General features: G+C 32.7%; 18 protein-coding genes. 12 read left to right on the top strand and 6 right to left on the bottom strand.

Annotated features, from left to right (window positions below; translation table 11 throughout):
- From HNP25_RS15400 to HNP25_RS15385, 4 genes are all read left to right on the top strand, one after another.
- Positions 1-1,143 (top strand): glycosyltransferase, encoded by a 1,143-nt coding sequence (locus tag HNP25_RS15400; RefSeq protein WP_184135521.1) that lies wholly within the window; start codon positions 1-3, stop codon positions 1,141-1,143.
- 6 nt (positions 1,144-1,149) lie between these two features.
- Positions 1,150-2,055, top strand: coding sequence for a glycosyltransferase family 2 protein (locus tag HNP25_RS15395; RefSeq protein WP_184135519.1), 906 nt, complete (start codon positions 1,150-1,152; stop codon positions 2,053-2,055).
- Positions 2,052-2,606 carry a WcaF family extracellular polysaccharide biosynthesis acetyltransferase gene (locus tag HNP25_RS15390; RefSeq protein WP_184135518.1) on the top strand — a complete coding sequence of 185 codons (555 nt, stop codon included), beginning with the start codon at positions 2,052-2,054 and terminating at the stop codon, positions 2,604-2,606. The genes HNP25_RS15395 and HNP25_RS15390 overlap by 4 nt, the downstream gene beginning before the upstream one ends.
- A gap of 115 nt (positions 2,607-2,721) precedes the next feature.
- A complete protein-coding gene (locus HNP25_RS15385) occupies positions 2,722-3,894 on the top strand; it encodes a glycosyltransferase family 4 protein (RefSeq protein WP_184135516.1) in 1,173 nt (390 codons plus the stop codon).
- Here the strand turns inward: HNP25_RS15385 and HNP25_RS15380 are convergent.
- The 4 genes from HNP25_RS15380 to HNP25_RS15365 all read right to left on the bottom strand — a co-directional run bounded on the left by HNP25_RS15380 (position 3,891) and on the right by HNP25_RS15365 (position 8,584).
- Entirely contained in the window at positions 3,891-4,961 is a 1,071-nt protein-coding gene (locus HNP25_RS15380; RefSeq protein ID WP_184135514.1) for a hypothetical protein, read from the bottom strand. The two genes, HNP25_RS15385 and HNP25_RS15380, sit on opposite strands and share 4 nt — an antisense overlap.
- A gap of 222 nt (positions 4,962-5,183) precedes the next feature.
- A complete protein-coding gene (locus HNP25_RS15375; RefSeq protein WP_184135512.1) occupies positions 5,184-6,350 on the bottom strand; it encodes a glycosyltransferase family 9 protein in 1,167 nt (388 codons plus the stop codon).
- 57 nt (positions 6,351-6,407) lie between these two features.
- Positions 6,408-7,385 (bottom strand): glycosyl transferase, encoded by a 978-nt coding sequence (locus HNP25_RS15370; RefSeq protein ID WP_184135510.1) that lies wholly within the window; start codon positions 7,383-7,385, stop codon positions 6,408-6,410.
- A gap of 221 nt (positions 7,386-7,606) precedes the next feature.
- Positions 7,607-8,584: a DNA/RNA non-specific endonuclease gene (locus HNP25_RS15365; protein WP_184135509.1), complete on the bottom strand. Its 978-nt coding sequence runs from the start codon at positions 8,582-8,584 to the stop codon at positions 7,607-7,609.
- Positions 8,585-8,719: 135 nt separating this feature from the next.
- Between HNP25_RS15365 and HNP25_RS15360 the strand changes: the two genes are divergently transcribed.
- Together HNP25_RS15360 and HNP25_RS15355 are read left to right on the top strand one after the other, a co-directional pair.
- Positions 8,720-9,940, top strand: a complete 1,221-nt coding sequence (locus HNP25_RS15360) for a BaiN/RdsA family NAD(P)/FAD-dependent oxidoreductase (protein ID WP_184135507.1) — start codon at positions 8,720-8,722, stop codon at positions 9,938-9,940.
- Positions 9,941-10,015: 75 nt separating this feature from the next.
- Positions 10,016-10,837 (top strand): purine-nucleoside phosphorylase, encoded by an 822-nt coding sequence (locus HNP25_RS15355; RefSeq protein WP_184135505.1) that lies wholly within the window; start codon positions 10,016-10,018, stop codon positions 10,835-10,837.
- A gap of 147 nt (positions 10,838-10,984) precedes the next feature.
- Here HNP25_RS15355 and HNP25_RS15350 read toward each other — a convergent pair whose 3' ends face one another.
- Positions 10,985-11,311 carry a tetratricopeptide repeat protein gene (locus tag HNP25_RS15350; protein WP_184135503.1) on the bottom strand — a complete coding sequence of 109 codons (327 nt, stop codon included), beginning with the start codon at positions 11,309-11,311 and terminating at the stop codon, positions 10,985-10,987.
- Between the two features lie 167 nt (positions 11,312-11,478).
- Between HNP25_RS15350 and HNP25_RS15345 the strand changes: the two genes are divergently transcribed.
- From HNP25_RS15345 to HNP25_RS15325, 5 genes are all read left to right on the top strand, one after another.
- Entirely contained in the window at positions 11,479-12,213 is a 735-nt protein-coding gene (locus tag HNP25_RS15345) for an electron transfer flavoprotein subunit beta/FixA family protein (RefSeq protein ID WP_184135501.1), read from the top strand.
- A gap of 100 nt (positions 12,214-12,313) precedes the next feature.
- Positions 12,314-13,279, top strand: a complete 966-nt coding sequence (locus HNP25_RS15340; RefSeq protein WP_184135500.1) for an electron transfer flavoprotein subunit alpha/FixB family protein — start codon at positions 12,314-12,316, stop codon at positions 13,277-13,279.
- A gap of 162 nt (positions 13,280-13,441) precedes the next feature.
- Positions 13,442-14,032 (top strand): bifunctional nuclease domain-containing protein, encoded by a 591-nt coding sequence (locus tag HNP25_RS15335; RefSeq protein ID WP_184135498.1) that lies wholly within the window; start codon positions 13,442-13,444, stop codon positions 14,030-14,032.
- Positions 14,033-14,152: 120 nt separating this feature from the next.
- Positions 14,153-15,034 carry a cell division protein FtsX gene (locus HNP25_RS15330; RefSeq protein WP_184135496.1) on the top strand — a complete coding sequence of 294 codons (882 nt, stop codon included), beginning with the start codon at positions 14,153-14,155 and terminating at the stop codon, positions 15,032-15,034.
- A gap of 46 nt (positions 15,035-15,080) precedes the next feature.
- Entirely contained in the window at positions 15,081-15,284 is a 204-nt protein-coding gene (locus HNP25_RS15325; RefSeq protein ID WP_184135495.1) for a DUF3098 domain-containing protein, read from the top strand.
- Positions 15,285-15,830: 546 nt separating this feature from the next.
- On the opposite strand, the gene HNP25_RS15320 is transcribed toward HNP25_RS15325, so the two are convergent.
- Positions 15,831-16,976, bottom strand: coding sequence for a lactonase family protein (locus tag HNP25_RS15320; protein WP_184135493.1), 1,146 nt, complete (start codon positions 16,974-16,976; stop codon positions 15,831-15,833).
- A 221-nt stretch (positions 16,977-17,197) separates the two neighbouring features.
- Between HNP25_RS15320 and HNP25_RS15315 the strand changes: the two genes are divergently transcribed.
- Positions 17,198-17,674, top strand: a complete 477-nt coding sequence (locus HNP25_RS15315; protein WP_184135492.1) for a hypothetical protein — start codon at positions 17,198-17,200, stop codon at positions 17,672-17,674.
- Positions 17,675-17,717 lie beyond the last annotated feature (43 nt).

Below are 17,717 nucleotides of genomic sequence, written 5' to 3'. Positions count from 1 at the left end.
GTGAAAATTCTCAATATTGGTGGATATTCTTGGGACATTGGCGGCCCGCCCAAAATTATTTATGACCATGCTGTTGAGCAAATAAAACTTGGTGCTGAAGTAACTATTCTAACGCCAATTACTGAAGGACAAAAGTTATATGCTTTACCTGAAGGAGCTAAAATAGTTGTATGTAAAAGACATTGGTTAGCAAAGTTTTGGGCAGAGTTTTCGCCTGAGTTATTTTTTTGGATAAAAAAACATGGAAAAGAATATGATGTAATTCATATTCACGGACTTTGGCATTTTGCAGGTTTAGCACCGTATTTAGCAGGCGTTAAAACACCAAAATGTGTTACAATTCATGGTTTGTTAGACCGTTGGGCTTTGGCAAATGGTTATTGGAAGAAGAAACTTTTTGGAGTACTTTTTCAGAAAAGTGTTTTGGATAAAACAGAATTGATTCAAATCAATAATCTTGATGAACAAAATGATTTACAAAACTTTTTAGGGCACGCTCATCCAAATGTTAAAATTATTCCGAATGGAATGAATATAAGAAATTTCGAAAAGCTTCCAGAAAAAGGCACATTTAAGGAAAAGTACAATATTCCAAAAGATAAAAAACTGATATTATTTTTAAGCAGGATAAATATTAAAAAAGGCTTAGATTTATTGTTGCCAGCTTTTAAAACAATTATTGGTAAAAGGAGTGATTGTATTTTAGTTTTGGCTGGACCAGACGATGGTTATTTAAGCGAAACAGAGCGATTTATTGAAACGGAATCATTACAAAAAAGTATCAAATTGGTAGGGATGTTGGTTGGTGAAGATAAATTAGCTGCTTTTGCTGATGCCGATATTTTTGTGTTGCCATCACATTCAGAAGGTTTTTCGATTGCAACACTTGAAGCCCTAGTTACTGGAATTCCGTCTTTATTATCAGATAGGGTAGGTTTTGGAGAAAGTATTCGAGAAAGTAATGCTGCTCATTTAGTAGAATTGAATTCTGAAAGTATTGTAAATGGATTAACCAAAATGCTTGATGATGAAAAATATTGTGAACTTTTAGCCAACAATGGAAAAGCTTTGGTAAAAGAAAAATATGATATAGAATTAGTTGCCAAAAATTTGTTTGAAGAGTTTAAGAAAATTGCTAAATAAAAATTAATGCAAGATATTTCCGTCATCATCCTTACTTTCAACGAAGAAAAACACATCAAAAGATGTATCGAATCGTTGTTGCTTTTTACGGATAAAATTTTTATTGTTGATTCGGGTTCCACAGACAAAACTATTCAAATTGCAGAATCTCTTGGAGCAAAAATCACTTTTCAGCCTTGGGTTAACCATGCTGTTCAAATTAACTTCGCCATACAAAATACCCCTTTTAAAACAGAGTGGTATATGAGGATAGATGCAGACGAATATGTTTTACCTGAATTAGCTGAAGAGATTAAAAATGAATTAATAAAGATACCTAATACCATCAATGGTATTTATATAAAACGTAGAGTGTTTTTTATGAATAGATGGATTAAACATGGTGCTTATTATCCAATTTGGCTTTTAAGAATATGGCGACATGGTATGGCTACTTGTGAGCAGCGTTGGATGGATGAGCATATTAAGCTGTTTAGTGGATTGACAATGCAGTTTAAAAATGATTTTGTAGATCATAATTTAAATAATCTTACTTGGTGGACTCAAAAACATAACATTTATGCAATAAATGAAGTAATTGACTTATTGAATATTAAGTACGATTTCAGAAACTTTGAATCAGTAGAGCCAAATTTCTTTGGATCACAAGAACAAAGAACTAGATTTTTGAAAGTGAAATATGCTTCAATTCCATTATTCATTCGTCCGATTATCTATTTTCTTTATCGCTACATTTTCAGATTAGGTTTTTTAGATGGAAAACAAGGATTCATTTGGCATTTTTTACAAGGCTTCTGGTATAGATTTTTAGTAGATGCTAAAGTGTATGAAGTATATCATCGTGTGGGAAGAGACAAAAAAGCGATTGAAAATTTTTTCAAAGAAGAATTTAATAAAGATTTAACGAAATGAAAAAAACAACAGATTTGTCTCTGTACGATAATGCTTGGTATCAACCTGGGGGTTTTATTAAAAGAACAATTTGGCATATTGTGAGTGCTATTGTAATCAATTCTAATATTCCTTTTCCAGTGTCGTTTAAAGTTTTTATGTTGAAATTATTCGGAGCTAAAATAGGAAAAGGAGTAATGATTAAGCCCCAAGTAACCATTAAATATCCTTGGTTTTTATCAATTGGAGATTACGTTTGGATTGGAGAAATGGTTTGGATTGATAATTTAACGATGGTGAGTTTAGGAAATCATGTTTGTATTTCGCAAGGAGCAATGTTACTAACAGGAAATCACGATTATTCAAAAACAACTTTTGATTTAAGAGTGGCTGCTATTCATTTAGAAGATGGCGTTTGGATTGGAGCCAAATCCATTGTTTGTCCGGGAGTATTGGCAAAATCTCATTCGGTTTTAGCTGTTAATTCTGTAATGACAAAGCAAATGGAGGCATATACAATTTATCAGGGAAATCCTGCGAGAGAAGTTAGACAAAGAAATATCACAGACTAAAGCGTTTGGTGCTTTTATATTTTAATTGTAATTTGTGTTGCATAGTACTACTTTAACCCTATTAGGATATATCCTGACACATTTCGCTAAATTTTGAAATTTATAATTTACAACGATGACTAACTTCTTTTGGACATTTTATAACAATAACCTTTTCCATATCATTGTTTCTGCAGTGGTAGCATGTGCTACATCAATTACTGCAATTCCTGTTATCATCAATATTTCTAGACTTAAAAATTTGGTAGCTACCCCAGTAGCAAGAAGCTCTCATGAAGTTGCAACGCCAACTTTAGGTGGTGTTGCAGTTTTTGCTTCAACTTTAATTAGTTACTTTTTATGGGAAAATCCTGATGAAGGTCAATTAGTACATCTCTCTATTTCAGCTATCGTAATTTTGTTTTTTTTAGGCGTAAAAGACGATATTCTAATCCTTGCACCTAAAAAGAAAATGTATATCCAAATTGCTGCGTCGTTATTAGTTGTTGTACTTGGAGATTTACGCATTGAAAACCTTTTTGGCATTTTTGGTATTTACTCCGTTCCTTATATCATTAGTTTACCGCTGACAGTTTTTGTTTTTCTTGCTTTGATTAATGCTGTTAACCTGATTGATGGGATTGACGGTTTGATGGGCGGGATAGGAATGATAGCTGGAGGATTGTTCGGTATTTGGTTTTACTTAAATGAACATTACGCTTTGGCTTGTTTAGCAGCATCAATGTCTGGATCTTTACTTGGTTTTCTAAGATTTAACTTTTCCCAAACCTCTAAAATCTTTATGGGAGATACTGGTTCTTTGATTGTTGGATTTGTGTTAGCCCTTTTTGCAGTTAGATTTATTCAGCTAAATATCCAATATAGATTTGACCCAAACAGTACTTTTGCCGCACCAATATTAGCCATTATTGTGTTGGTTGTACCAATTTTTGATACATTGAGAGTATTTATTATCCGTTTGAAAAATAAAAAATCACCTTTTGAAGCTGACAGAAATCACTTACATCATTTGTTGATTGATAGCGGTCTCACTCATTTTAAAGCTTCGTTGGTACTTTGGAGTTTTACGGTTATTGCTACTTTATTATTTGTTTTCATTAGCAGAAAAGCAGAAAATACTACTTCACTTTACTTATTGTGTGCTTTGTTCGGACTGTATATGTTTGTTGCACATTTATTAAAAAAAAATAATGAAAAACAGTTACAGAAATCAACTAAAGAAGTAAAGACCAATAAAACTCCCAAAAAGAAAGTTCAAACAATCAATCAAGAAGCAATCAAAGCTTAGTTTTTGTTCATTCTTCTTGAGCTTTCTTGCAGTTTTTGTTCAATTCTTTGAATGACTTTCTTACTATTGTCTAATTGTTCACTCACCGAAGAATCTCCATTATTATGTTTATCTTGTAAGTCTCTTCTAATACTTATCCATTTATCTTTTTGCTCTATCAGAGCATGATAATTTTGTTCTTCTTTCTGTGGGCTAAAAGTAATGTTTTTTTTCTCCGTTTTTTGAGGTGATTTTGTAGGTTCAGTATTCGAGAAATCTGAATTTGAAGGTTCTACTTTACTAGTAATTGGTTTTGTTTTAGGCTCGTCAAAAGAACTATTGCTTTCAATATTTTCTTCTACAGGATTATTTTCAAACGAATTATCGCTAGCTTGATTAGACTGAAAAGGAGTAAGAGAATCTTTTTTGATGATACCAATACTATCATTTTCAACAGCTACTTGATTTGCCTGACGATTGAAAATACCAGAAATATCAAATGTGTTTTTTTTACCGTAAGAATAAGCTAATAAACCAATGCCTAATATAATAATGGGAATAAATAAGTATTTATCATTTGATTTGGTGATAAAAGGATTATTCTCGTCGGAAATGATTGGTGTAATTATTTTTTGTTGATCAATAACTTCTAAAACTACAACATTGTGTACATTGTAAACATTATATGGAGTATCAATATTCGCTATTTTTAATAAATTCAAGCAAGAATCTTTAACCCCAGTACTATTTTGAAGAATTTCATCAATTTCGTTATCTGATATTTTCTTCCTTAGTGAATCTCCACAAATTAAAAGTTTATCGCCTTCTTCAAGATGAAAACTGATAATTTCTAACTTTGAAGGCTTTGCCAAAAACTGTAATTTCTGTCCTTTTCTACTAATGTAACAATGAGTATCACTTATCCAATTCATCAAAGAAAGGTCTCCCAGTTCCCAGAAAGCTTGAAGTTCATGGCTCGGATTTGATTTCTTGGCGAGCTTATTAGTGAATCGTTGTATTTTCAAAATGGCACTCTCCAAAGCTCGATAAGTTTTATCAGACTCATTTAATTCAGAAGTATTTGTCATGATTTTGGTATCCATTCGAAAAAAGCTATAACTAAATAAAAACAATTTATAGTAGATGTTATTAGTAATGTTCAACGCTGAAAATAATACGTTTAAAACCTATATTTATTATCGAATTAATGATTACAAAAAGGATGCCGAATTTAGTCGTTTTGATAAATTAGTTTTATTCAATACAGAATTATAGACAAATTGGAGAGAATTTATGTTCAATACATAATTTTACTTCAAGTTAAACAACTCGTTCATCGCCAAGGTTGCTACTTTTGGTAAACTTAGCTCATCTAAAGAAGGGATATATTGAATCTTCATTTGTTCTCTGAACGAAGTAATACTTTTTGAATATTTATGATCATGAATAATGTAAGTGGGTTTTGCATTAATTGGAAAGTACTCAAGTCCAGTACCTTCTTTAAAAAGGCAAAGTGTAGAAGTTAATGTTGAGGAAATGTGAGCAGGAAATGAATCAAGTGTCAAAGCTCCAGCTGCTTTTTGTAAAATAGGAATCATTTGTGGGATTGAAACTTTTCCAACGGCATCAATAATTTTTTCAGGATGTTTTTTTTCAAGTTCCATTCTTAATTTAGTTGAATATTCTGTAACCCCGCAAATCATTACTTTCGCTTCAGATTTTCTATTCAAAAGATAGCCAATCAAGAAAATCCAAAAATTATTAGAGAACATTCTATTCTTCGTTCCAGCTTCTGGAAATAAGATAAAATACTCTCCACTAATATTGAAATTCTTATTTTCATCAAGCTCCATTGAAAGAATTGGAATGATGTCTTTGCTAGTCTGTTCAATTCCTAAACTTCTTAAACTTTGTATCTGCTGGTCAACAGCGTGAAATGGCGTTGGAAGCATATAATACTCAATATCCAACAAACTGCCCATTCCTCTTGTACCAAAACCTATTTTTTGGTCAGCATTTAAAAATGGTAAAAGCATATTAGCATTATAACCTGAATACCTAAAATCGAAAGAATGAGTATAATGTAATGATTTATGTGTTGTTAAAAAGTCTTTAATATCAATAACATACAATTTTATTTTAGCAAAAAGCGATAGATTACTTCTGTTTGTTCTGTAGTGGTTGATAAAAAAAACGCTGTCGTATAAAGGATTGTTTACAATTAAATTTTTACACCAACTTCCTGCTACAATATGAATTTCAACATTAGGATACTTTTTCTTGAAAGCATCTACCATGTAGCCCATCATCAGCATATCGCCAAGATGCCCAAAGTTGAAAAGTAAAATTCTTTCAGGTAATATGAACGCTTTATTTTTATGTTTTCGGAAGATAAAAACAATAAAATCAACAAAGATATCTAATACTCTTAGTCGAAGTTTTGTTGGTCTATTTCCGCAATATTCTCTTTTTAGCATAATCTTTAAACACTTTCTTGTATAAAAAAAACAGGTTATACAAAAAACTACTATTAGTTAATCAATCAAGGTCAGTACTTTTCTAAATGGAAGTTGTAAAGCTTTTCGAACTCTTTTATACCTTTTTACTTTGGGCGGTTTAATATAAAAACAAGGAATTAAAATATAATAATTATTAAAATTATCTTTTAATTTTTGTGCATAATCTTTAAATAATTCAATAATGTCTGGTCTGTTTTCAAAGGTTGAACGATCTTGATATTTAGAAACATTGTCGGGTTTACTAAGTTGATAGCCACTGTAATGAAAAAACAAAATCGGTTCATGGTTACTGTAAAAAGTATCTCCTTGTTTGGTGATTTGTCTTTCATGAAGATTCCAATATGCCACATTATAGCCTGGGTGTTTTTCAATCAATACTGAATTTTTATAGAAAATAGGCACAAAATTTATCCAGTGTTGATCCACAAATAAACCATTGCACAAATCTATTCTACAATCATTTTTGAGGCGTTCTTTCCACCAATCAATCATTTGTAAGCTTTCTTCGCTTCTTCCAACTCCTATAAATCCTAGATTATAAATTCCTGTATTCAAATGAGCGATTTCTTTTGTGTCAAAATCGTCGAGAATCGGAGAAGAAATATGTGGAGTAATTACGATACTTTTTTCAGCAAGGCTCTCAGTTAATCTACTCAGTTTTTGATAAACAATGATGTCTGGATCAAAATAAATAACGTTTTGAAGGTCTTTCCTGTTTTTAAAAAAGTAATCAAAAAAAAAGGGTTTTACAGCCGTATTGAGTTCTGTAATGTCATAGTTTTCACACATTTCATCGAAACAATTAATACCGATTTTGTCAATTTCTAAAAGTTGAAAAGGAGGAATTTTATCAGCATCTAAAGTAACTTGGTCAAGTCTGTCAACTAAACCAATTACATATTCAATATCAGGATTAGTTTTTTGGAGAGACTGCCCTAAAGTCTGTGCTTGTGCAAGGTAATTTATGGAACAAATGGTAAATGCTAAAGTCATAATTTCTTAAAAATTAAGCCAAAATTTGTCTGATGAAGTTGATAGGTTTAAATAAATATGTGAAAATAGGTACGCTTTATTAATTAACAAACTTTGTCTAATACATTATTTTATCATAAATGATGCTTATCAGTTTAGAATAAAAGATAATATACTTGAAAATAAAGTTACGACATTATCGCTGAACAGAAATGAAATATCTTCTTTATCAAGTAAGTTGCTCAAAACCAATCCTCAATTTTAACATTAGTTTCTATTTTTTGCTCCAAATCATCGGGTAATTTTGCGAAAAAATCAATTGAAGTAAGTTTTTCAATGGCATTAATACTAACTGCGAAAGATTTAATTGATTTCGTTGAACCTTCGTTCGGAATTATAAATGCGATAGCTTCTTCGGTACTTGGGTCGTAAACAATTTTGTAAAATGATTTTGGAACTGCTATCAAATTACTTTTTCCGATAGTTTGCAAACCTTTTTTCAAAACTGGACCAGTCACAATAATCAATTGTTTTCTGTTAATAACCCAATGGCGGATTTTATCTTCTAAATTACTCCAAATTCCTCTATTAAAATCAGGGTTCTGTGGGGACATGTTCGACATATAGAAGGTTTCGTCTTGCAATTCCTTGTCATGTTTGAAGTCTGCTGCTGGACATAAATGCCCACGGTCATAACCAGAACGAGAATAATCACGAGTATGGGCTGAACCTGTTTCAACCAAAGGGTCTTCAATGAATTCATTAGAACGAGCCTCACGACCATCCACGGCCTCTTTTTCTAAGCGATGTAAAACCCATGACGCTTGCTCATATTCTTCACGATAATTTAAAATAAAAGCTTTATGCCTAACGATTTCAGTATTGTTTTTGAAGTATGGAATATAATCATCCAAAGTTCCTCCGTCGCTATTTCCTTCATGTTTATTCGAATTCCCGAAAACCTTTTCTTGGATTGTTTCTAAAACAGAGCTTTCTACTTTTTCTTTAATTTTCTTAGAAACATCATCTGTAAAGCTGCTAGTTTCCTCTTCAATTGTTGTTTCTTCTTCTTGGTTTAAGGCTTCTTTTTCTTTACTTTTTTTCTGACTACCAATATTTGCTAAATCATTTTGCAAAGATTTCATCGGCGAAGGTTTGCCCCAGTAATATAAAATAATACCAAGTAATAGTAGAAAAGCTAAAAATTTGATTTTGCCCATGATTTCGAAGTTGTGTAACACACACACTTTTAATGATAATTGTGTTAGAAAATGTTCAAATTAAAATTCAGAGAACATTTTTCGTAATTTTACTTTTCGAGCAAGTAAACAAATACGGCTTCGATAAACTAATCAATGTCTCAAAAAAATATAATTATAATCGGTGCTGGTGCTGCGGGATATTTCGGAGCAATATCTGCTGCTGAAAGTAATCCTACTGCGAAAATAATACTTTTAGAAAAGAATAGAACGGTTTTAAACAAAGTTCGTATCTCTGGTGGTGGGCGTTGTAATGTTACTCATGCCTGCTTTGATAATAAACAGCTATCTAAGTTTTATCCAAGAGGAGGGAGCTTTCTGAGAAACTTGTTTAATCAATTTAATGCAAAAAATACGGTTGAATGGTTTGAAAAACAAGGAGTTACTTTAAAGACTGAAGCTGACGGTAGAATGTTTCCAGATACGGATAGTTCTGAAACGATTGCTGTTTGTTTAGAGAAAAAGGCGAAAGATTTAGGCGTAAAAATCATTACTTCTGCGGGTGTTAAATCTGTTTTAACAAATGAAAATAAAGTAATTGGCGTTCAGCTTTTGAGCGAAGAAAAGTTAGATTGTGACGCTTTGTTGATTACGACAGGAGGAAATCCACAAAAATCGGCTTATCAATGGTTGGCAGATTTAGGGCACCAAATCATTGAACCTGTTCCTTCATTGTTTACTTTTAATGTGCCAGATTCACTTTTTACAGAATTGTCTGGCGTTAGTGTTCAGCACGCTTCAGTTAGAATTGCAGGAAAGAAAATTGTGCAAGAAGGGGCTTTATTGATAACACATTGGGGTTTTTCTGGTCCAGCTATTTTGAAACTTTCTGCTTGGGGAGCAAGAGAGTTAGCGGATGCAAATTATGATTTTACAGCACTAATTAATTGGATTCCTGAATTTTCTGAAAATCAAGTCAGAGAAAATTTTACTTTGCAAAAGAAAGTAAGTCCTAAAAAACTTATTCAATCGAATCCTCAATTTACTTTGCCTTCAAGACTTTGGAAGAAATTTTGTGAACTGGCTGAAATTGATGAAACAATACGATGGATTGATATTTCGAATAAATCAACTAATAAATTGATTGAAAACTTGCTGAATTGTCCACAAAAAGTAAAAGGGAAAACCACTTTCAAAGAGGAATTTGTTACTTGCGGAGGTATTGATTTAACGGAAGTAAATCCACTAACAATGGAAAGTAAATTTATCAAAAATCTATTTTTTGCAGGTGAGATTTTAGACATTGACGCTGTAACAGGCGGTTTTAACTTTCAATCAGCTTGGACAACGGGTTTCGTTGCTGGGAAAAATATGTAATTTATTTTACTTTATTTTCAAAAAATATAATTTTCAAATCTTCAAATTACCACATTTTCAAATTGTCAAATTATCATGTATTCTCAACAAATAACTGAAACCACCGACTTTATTAAGCAGCAAGTACCTGATTTTAAACCTGATTTTGGTATTATTTTAGGTACAGGTTTAGGAGCATTGGTTAATGAAATTGAAATTTTTCAAAGTATCAATTATGCAGATATTCCAAATTTTCCTGTCTCAACGGTTGAGTTTCATCAAGGGAAATTGATTTTTGGTAAAATCGGCGATAAGAATGTGATTTGTATGCAAGGTCGCTTTCATTTTTATGAAGGCTATTCGATGAAAGAAGTTACTTTTCCTGTTAGAGTAATGCAACAATTGGGTGTGAAGGAATTAATCGTTTCAAATGCTTCTGGCGGGATGAATCCAGCGTTTAAAGTAGGCGATTTAATGATTATTCAAGACCATATCAGCTTATTTATGCCAGAAAATCCATTGACTGGTAAACACATTCCTAGTTTTGGCGACCGTTTTCCTGATATGTGCGACCCTTATGATTTAACATTGATTGAAAAAGCCGAAAGTATCGCAAAATCCTTGAATATTTCTGTGCAAAAAGGTACTTATGTAATGGCATCAGGCCCACAACTAGAAACTCGTGCTGAATATAAATTACTGAGAATTTTAGGTGCTGATGCCGTTGGGATGTCAACTGTTCCTGAAATTATCGTGGCACATCAAATGGGTATAAAATGTTTTGGAATGTCAATCATTACAGATATGGGAATTCCTGAAACTTTACAAAAAGCAAGTTTAGAAAAAATTATTGCCGCAGCCGCCAAGTCTGAACCTTTGATGACAAAAATTATCAGTACTTTGATAAAAGAAGCTTAAATTTGAAATTTTATCAGCATAGGTAGCTTACAATCAGTTGCTTATGCTGATTTTTACATGACAAAAGAAAACAGACGAAATTATTATGTGAATGGAAATGTTCTTTTTAAATGTTTTAAGTTCGCCCTCACAATTCACAACTTACATTCACATATCCAATTCATCCAAGAATAATTGATAAGCACCTTTCAATTCCTTCAAAGCTTTTTCATTTCCTAATTTTTGGGCTAGAGTAATGCCGTCCTGATAGATTTTTTCTGCCAATTCATTTTCTCCAAATTCCGAAAATAACGCACCTGCATGATAATAAGTAGGCAAGTAGTCGGTATGGTTTTTTAGTAAATACCTATAAATCTTACCTGATTCTTCTGCATCGCTTTTTAACAATTCAGTGGCTAATGCGTAATGATTGAAAGGGTTTTCAGGTTCTTCTTCCAAAAACTGTTTTAGTAAAGCTAATCGGTTAAATGACATTTTATAAAATATTTAGAAATAATAGTATGCTTGCATACTATTATTAAAACTTTTCGTTATTATTGTGAATAAATAAGGAATACTACAAATTAAACCTTAAAAAGTTAAATTTATGTAATCTTCCTTGAAACAAAACTCAAAAGATTAACAAAAATAAACGATATACGATGAAAATTTTAGTTTGTGTAACCAGCGTACCCGATACCACAGCGAAAATTTCGTTCACGGACGGAGATACAAAATTTAATAAAGCAGGCGTAACCTACATCACAGGGCCTTATGATGATTATGCACTTTCTCGTGCAGTAGAATTAAAAGAACAGCACGGCGGAACAGTAACAGTACTAAACGTTGGCGAAGCCGATGCAGAGCCTGTTATTCGTAAATGTTTGGCTATTGGTGCTGATGATGCCATTCGTGTTAATTGCGAAGCGACAGATTCTTATTTTGTAGCAACTCAAATTGCCAACATTGCTGCTCAAGAAAAGTACGATTTAATTTTAATGGGTCGTGAATCAATCGATTTCAACAGCGGTGTTGTACATGGATTGGTCGCTGAATTGCTTGGCATTCCATCATTATCGCCAGTAATGAAATTGGATATTGAAGGAAGTACCGCAAAAATTACTCGTGAAATAGAAGGTGGTAAAGAAAATTTAGAAGCTAGTTTGCCATTGGTACTGGGTTGTCAAGAACCGATTGCAGAATGGAAAATTCCGAATATGAGAGGAATTATGACGGCTAGAACAAAACCTTTGAAAGTAATTGAGCCAGTAGGAGAAGGTTTGACAAGTACTGATAAATATGAACTTCCTGCTCCAAAAGGTGCTTGTAAAATGATTCTGGCTGAGAATGCAGAAGAACTAATTACTCTTTTAAAAACTGAAGCAAAAGTCTTGTAAGTTAGGAATTGTGAATTGTTATTGCCAAAAATAATAACTCCGGCATTCATCATTCACAATTCAAAATTGATACTTTCTTCCATCAAAAATCTGAAAAAATATGTCAGTTATAATATTCACCGAATTAGATAATGGAGCGATTAAAAAATCATCGCTCGAAGCAGTTTTTTATGGAGCCGAATTGGCTAAATTACAAGGAACGACTGCTACCGTTTTAGCCATTGGCGAATCCTCTGAAGCTGAACTTGCCAAAGCTGGAAATTTTGGTGCTACCAAAGTACTTCATGCTAATGATGCTCGTTTGGCGGTTTCAAATATTCAAGCTTATGCTTCTGTTTTAACTGAAGCAGTTAATGCGGATGGTGCTGATACTGTTATTTTGGCAAAATCATCTTTGGGGGATGCCGTTGCTGCCAGAGTTGCTGCAAAATTGAAGGCTTCAATCGTTTCTAATGTAACAGCTTTGCCAAATCTTTCAAATGGTTTTGTCGTGACAAGAAGTATTTACACTGGGAAAGCTTTTGCAAGCGTTTTGATGAAAAGCGATAAAAAAATTATTGCTATCAAAAAAAATGCTGTGAGTCCTGTTGAAACGGATGCATTGGCGAAAGTTGAAGTTTTCTCACCAGCTTTATCTGATGCAGATTTTGGTGTAAAACTCGTTGCTACGCACAAAGCTTCAAGTACTATTTCATTACCAGAAGCAGATTTAGTGGTGTCGGCTGGTCGTGGCTTAAAAGGACCAGAAAATTGGGGAATTGTTGAAGATTTAGCCAATGCTTTGGGTGCAGCAACTGCTTGTTCTAAACCTGTTTCAGATTTAGATTGGCGTCCTCACCACGAACACGTTGGGCAAACAGGTATCAAGGTTTCTCCAAATTTATACATAGCTGCAGGTATTTCTGGGGCAATTCAACATTTGGCTGGCGTAAATTCATCCAAAGTAATTGTAGTAATTAATAAAGACCCAGAAGCTCCTTTTTTCAAAGCAGCTGATTACGGAATCGTAGGAGATGTTTTTGATATTTTACCAAGATTAACCAAAGCGGTTTTGGCTGCGAAGTAAAAATATTTCAATTTCTCGGATGAAGACCTGTGATTTTTATAATTTCACAGGTCTTTTATTTTGAATGAATATCCAGAAAACTTTTTTAAATTTATCGGGGTTTATATCTTTGTTCCCTGCTAATGGCAAAACCCTCAATTATTAAAAGCATATATTTGTAAAGTGGAAAAAATAAAATTAGAAATATTAGGATTGTCGCCTAGTTCATCTCAAACGGGTTCGTTCGCATTGATATTAGGAGAAGAGTTTGGACCTCGAAGATTGCCCATCATCATTGGTATGTTTGAAGCACAAGCGATTGCTATTGAAATTGAGAAGATTGAGCCTAATCGTCCGATGACGCATGATTTATTCAAATCTTTTGCTCGTACTTTTCATTATTCAGTCAGTGAAATTTCAATTACCGATATAAAAGAAGGTGTCTTTTTTGCAAGAATCCATTGTACTGATGGCATCAAAGATACTTATATTGATGCTCGTCCATCCGATGCCATTGCGATTGCCTTACGTTTCAATGTTCCGATTTATACTTTTGAAAATGTATTATCAGAAGCAGGTATTTCAACCAACGAAAGTTCGAAAGACCCTCTAATTGATGATATTGAGCCTGAAATTAAACCGAAAAAGACTTTCGGAGAGATTTTAAAAGAAAATCCAATCGAACAATTGAATAAAATGTTGCAAGAAGCCTTGGCAAATGAAGAATATGAAAAGGCAGCCAAAATTCGTGATGAATTAGACAAAAGAAATTAAACATTAATCCAGTAAAAGCCATCTGAAAACCTCAGATGGCTTTTTGTTAAAAAGCGTTAATTGCCTTTCATTACGATATAAAAATCGTAAATTTGTTTGTAAGCTTTGCCTCAAGATATTATGGCTAAAATAAAGAAACTAGGAAGTACTCCGAATGTGATGGTTGTTATTAGTTTAACAATTGCACTTTTCTTAATTGGAATGTGTGGTTTGTTGACGCTTAATGCCCGTAAACTCGCAGAATTGGTTAAACAAAATGTTGAGTTACAAGTGTATTTGGATGATGATTTGACCACTAGTAAGCTAGATTCAATCTATAAAATATTAATCAAAAAAGAGTTTGTATTACTAAAAGAAAACTCTCCGCAAATCAATTTTATTTCCAAAGAAGTAGCTGCAAAGCAATTCATTGAAGAGTCGGGAGAGGATTATAGAAGATTACTTGGCGATAATAATCCACTTCATAATTTATATGCTGTAAAGATTAAGCAAGAGTATTTTAACGATGCTAAATTAAAAGAAATTAAAGTTGCTTTGGAATTAATTCCGGGTGTTCACGAAGTAGCTTATGTTGAGAATTTTGTAGATGAAGTCAATAAAAATATTTCAAAAATCTATTTAGTACTTTCGGTTTTTGTGATGTTGTTACTCTTGATTATCATTATTTTGGTGAATAATACCATCAAATTATCATTGTATTCTCAAAGATTTTTAATCAGAAGTATGCAATTAGTAGGAGCGACCAATGGTTTTATCCGTAAACCATTTATTATAAAAGGTGCTTTGCAAGGACTAACAAGTGGTTTAGTGGCAAGTTCTTGCTTGATTTTGTTGCAACAATTAGCAGTGCGTAAAGTAGAAGGATTAGTTTTATTACAAGAAATGGATAAAATGATTTATTTACTTTTGGGCATTTTAATCATTGGTACTTTGATGGGGATATTAAGTACTTTCCAGTCGGTAGAAAGATATTTAAGATTATCGCTTGATGAATTGTATTAAACATTCACAATTAACTTTCATTTGAAATTCAAAATAAAAATATAAAATGACTAATAAAGAAAAACTCCCTTTTGGAAAAACAAATTATCTAATCATGTTGCTAGGAATAGCCATTATTCTCATCGGCTTTTATATCATGAGTTTAGACAAAGAAGAATTTGGATTTGGGTTTTTAGGTTTGACATTAGGCCCAATCATTGTTTTGGCAGGTTTTACGATTGAATTTTTTGCCATTCTGAAAAAATCATAAATCCTGAAAATATTCAATAAAAAGCTCTCTTTAACCAATGTGTTGAAGAGAGCTTTTTGTTTTCATAAGAGTATGTATTGTGATACTTTTTGCGGTAAATTGCGGTGTTTAGTATGGATGAAGATACTTGGAGTATGTATTTTGATACTTTTTTGCGGTAAATTGCGGTGTTTAGTATGGATGAAGATACTTGAAGTATGTATTTTGATACTTTTTTGCGGGAAATTGCGGTATTTAGTATGGATTTAGATACTCGGAGTATGTCGATTGATACTTTTGGTATCAAAAAACATGAGTCATCCCGAATTTTAAAATCATAAAAAAGCGGTCGAAAAACTAATTTAGACCGCTTTTTTATGATTGATGGACAACGAATTCCTACTGTTTGAGCGAAGCGAGTTTAGGAATTCTTGATTTTTTTGTTACTTTTTGCATCAAGGCAAAAAGTAAGGACGAGAATAAATCCAAAAAACATTGAAATCTTTTAAAATTGACTTTTTTGTGAGAAAATTCGGGATGACTCATGTTTAAGTTTTAATTATCAGTTTACTTCGCATCCAACATTTTTAAACAAACGGGATTAGGAACTGAGATTTCTTTACCCGTAGCTGTCAAAGTACCTTTAACAGGGTCTCTTTCAAAAATTGTAATATTATCGCTATCTTGATTGGCTATCAAAACAAATTTTCCAGTGGGGTCAATCATGAAGTTTCTTGGTTTTTTCCCTAATACCGATTGATTGGTAATATAAGTAAGCTCACCAGTTTTTTGGTTGATGGCGTAAATCGCAATGCTATCATGAATTCTATTTGAACCATACAAAAATTTACCATCAGGCGAAATGTGAATATCTGCACAAGACTTTCCATCTTTATAATCTGCTGGCAAAGTACTAATTGTTTGGAAAGCCTCAAGCGACCCTTTTTTATAATTAAAGCCTGTGATATCTCCGCTTAATTCCTGAATAACATAAGCAAACTTTTTGTTGGGATGAAAAGTAAAATGTCTAGGGCCTGTGCCATCTTTTACTTTGGTGAAAGCTGGATTCCCCGCATTCAATTTTCCAGTTTTTGTATCCAATTGATAAGTAACGATTTTATCAATTCCTAAATCAGGTACAAAAACATCTAAATTGTTGGGAGCAATATTAATTGAATGCACATGTGGTTTGTCTTGTCGGTTTACGTCTATACTTTTCCCTTCATGTTGGATGGTTTGAATTGCTGCAGATATGCCTCCATTGCTTTCTACAGGCAAAATACTTAGGCTTCCAGCCCCATAATTCCCCACAATTACCCATTTACCTGTTTTGTCAACCGCCACATGGCAAGGCCCAGAACCATTGGCAGATTGTGTACTCAATTGGGTTAATTCGCCTTTTGTTTTATCAAATTCAAAAGCATAAACTGCACCGCCATTATTGACTTCTCCAACTGAATAAACATATTTTTGATTAGGAGAAATTGCCAAAAACGCTGGATTTTTTAGATTTTTAGCAATACTAATTGCTTGGAAATTACCTGTTTCACTATTGAATTTATAGACATAAATTCCTTCGCTTTTTCCAGAAGTATAAGTGCCTACTAATAAATAAAATTCTTTTGAGGGAGGTTGATTGTACGCTACAGTAGCAAAAGCAAAGCTTTGGAACAGTACAAAAAGTACTAATAGCAGTTTAGTTTTAATATTCATAATGAGGAGATTTAGGATGAATTCGATTATGGCTGAAAGATAAGTATTTTCAAGTCTTTACTTGTAGAGTATTGTAAGGATAGATTTTACTCTATTTCAACAAAATGTTTTTGAATTTGCCTTTGTAGATTTATTGAGGATTATTTTCCACAAAAAAGTATTATTCTCTTTGGTATAATTATTTACAAATGCTTTTTGATTAAATTATTAACAACATTTACATGAAAAAACTCTTATTCAGTGCTTTTATACTCGTTTTATTGGGTGTAAGTACTTCGGTAAAAGCTCAAGGGCAGTACAAGTCAGCTTTAGGTATTCGTTTGGGTAATACTAATGGTATTACATTCAAAACTTTTGTAAACAACAAAGATGCAGTCGAAGTAATTGGTTCATTCCGTTATGATGGTTTTGGCTTAACTGGACTTTATGAAGTACATGGTAGGGCTTTCAATTCCAGAGATTTCAACTGGTTCATTGGTGGTGGTGGTCACGTGTATGTTTGGGGTGACAAACGTCCAGGCTTTTTGGATAGAAACCAAACAACTGTATTAGGTTTGGACGGGATTTTAGGCTTAGAAGCTTATGCTAGAACTATTCCTTTGGCTGTCAGTTTAGACTGGAAACCAGCAATCAATATCATTAATTACAGTAGTTTTTGGGCAGATGAAATTGCCTTATCTGTAAGATATACTTTCTAAGATTCAAAGAAAAAGAAAAGCCCTACGGAAGCGTAATCGTAGG

It is taken from the genome of Arcicella rosea, assembly GCF_014204325.1.
Lineage (GTDB): Bacteria > Bacteroidota > Bacteroidia > Cytophagales > Spirosomataceae > Arcicella > Arcicella rosea_A.
This window is presented reverse-complemented; position numbering and strand designations above follow the sequence as displayed.

Coding starts and splice junctions, on each gene's coding strand:
- HNP25_RS15360 (WP_184135507.1), top strand. CDS start 8,720: ATGTCTCAAAAAAATATAATTATAATCGGTGCTGGTGCTGCGGGATAT.
- HNP25_RS15320 (WP_184135493.1), bottom strand. CDS start 16,976: ATGAATATTAAAACTAAACTGCTATTAGTACTTTTTGTACTGTTCCAA.
- HNP25_RS15375 (WP_184135512.1), bottom strand. CDS start 6,350: ATGCTAAAAAGAGAATATTGCGGAAATAGACCAACAAAACTTCGACTA.
- HNP25_RS15370 (WP_184135510.1), bottom strand. CDS start 7,385: ATGACTTTAGCATTTACCATTTGTTCCATAAATTACCTTGCACAAGCA.
- HNP25_RS15390 (WP_184135518.1), top strand. CDS start 2,052: ATGAAAAAAACAACAGATTTGTCTCTGTACGATAATGCTTGGTATCAA.
- HNP25_RS15325 (WP_184135495.1), top strand. CDS start 15,081: ATGACTAATAAAGAAAAACTCCCTTTTGGAAAAACAAATTATCTAATC.
- HNP25_RS15315 (WP_184135492.1), top strand. CDS start 17,198: ATGAAAAAACTCTTATTCAGTGCTTTTATACTCGTTTTATTGGGTGTA.
- HNP25_RS15395 (WP_184135519.1), top strand. CDS start 1,150: ATGCAAGATATTTCCGTCATCATCCTTACTTTCAACGAAGAAAAACAC.
- HNP25_RS15330 (WP_184135496.1), top strand. CDS start 14,153: ATGGCTAAAATAAAGAAACTAGGAAGTACTCCGAATGTGATGGTTGTT.
- HNP25_RS15340 (WP_184135500.1), top strand. CDS start 12,314: ATGTCAGTTATAATATTCACCGAATTAGATAATGGAGCGATTAAAAAA.
- HNP25_RS15350 (WP_184135503.1), bottom strand. CDS start 11,311: ATGTCATTTAACCGATTAGCTTTACTAAAACAGTTTTTGGAAGAAGAA.
- HNP25_RS15380 (WP_184135514.1), bottom strand. CDS start 4,961: ATGACAAATACTTCTGAATTAAATGAGTCTGATAAAACTTATCGAGCT.
- HNP25_RS15355 (WP_184135505.1), top strand. CDS start 10,016: ATGTATTCTCAACAAATAACTGAAACCACCGACTTTATTAAGCAGCAA.
- HNP25_RS15345 (WP_184135501.1), top strand. CDS start 11,479: ATGAAAATTTTAGTTTGTGTAACCAGCGTACCCGATACCACAGCGAAA.
- HNP25_RS15385 (WP_184135516.1), top strand. CDS start 2,722: ATGACTAACTTCTTTTGGACATTTTATAACAATAACCTTTTCCATATC.
- HNP25_RS15365 (WP_184135509.1), bottom strand. CDS start 8,584: ATGGGCAAAATCAAATTTTTAGCTTTTCTACTATTACTTGGTATTATT.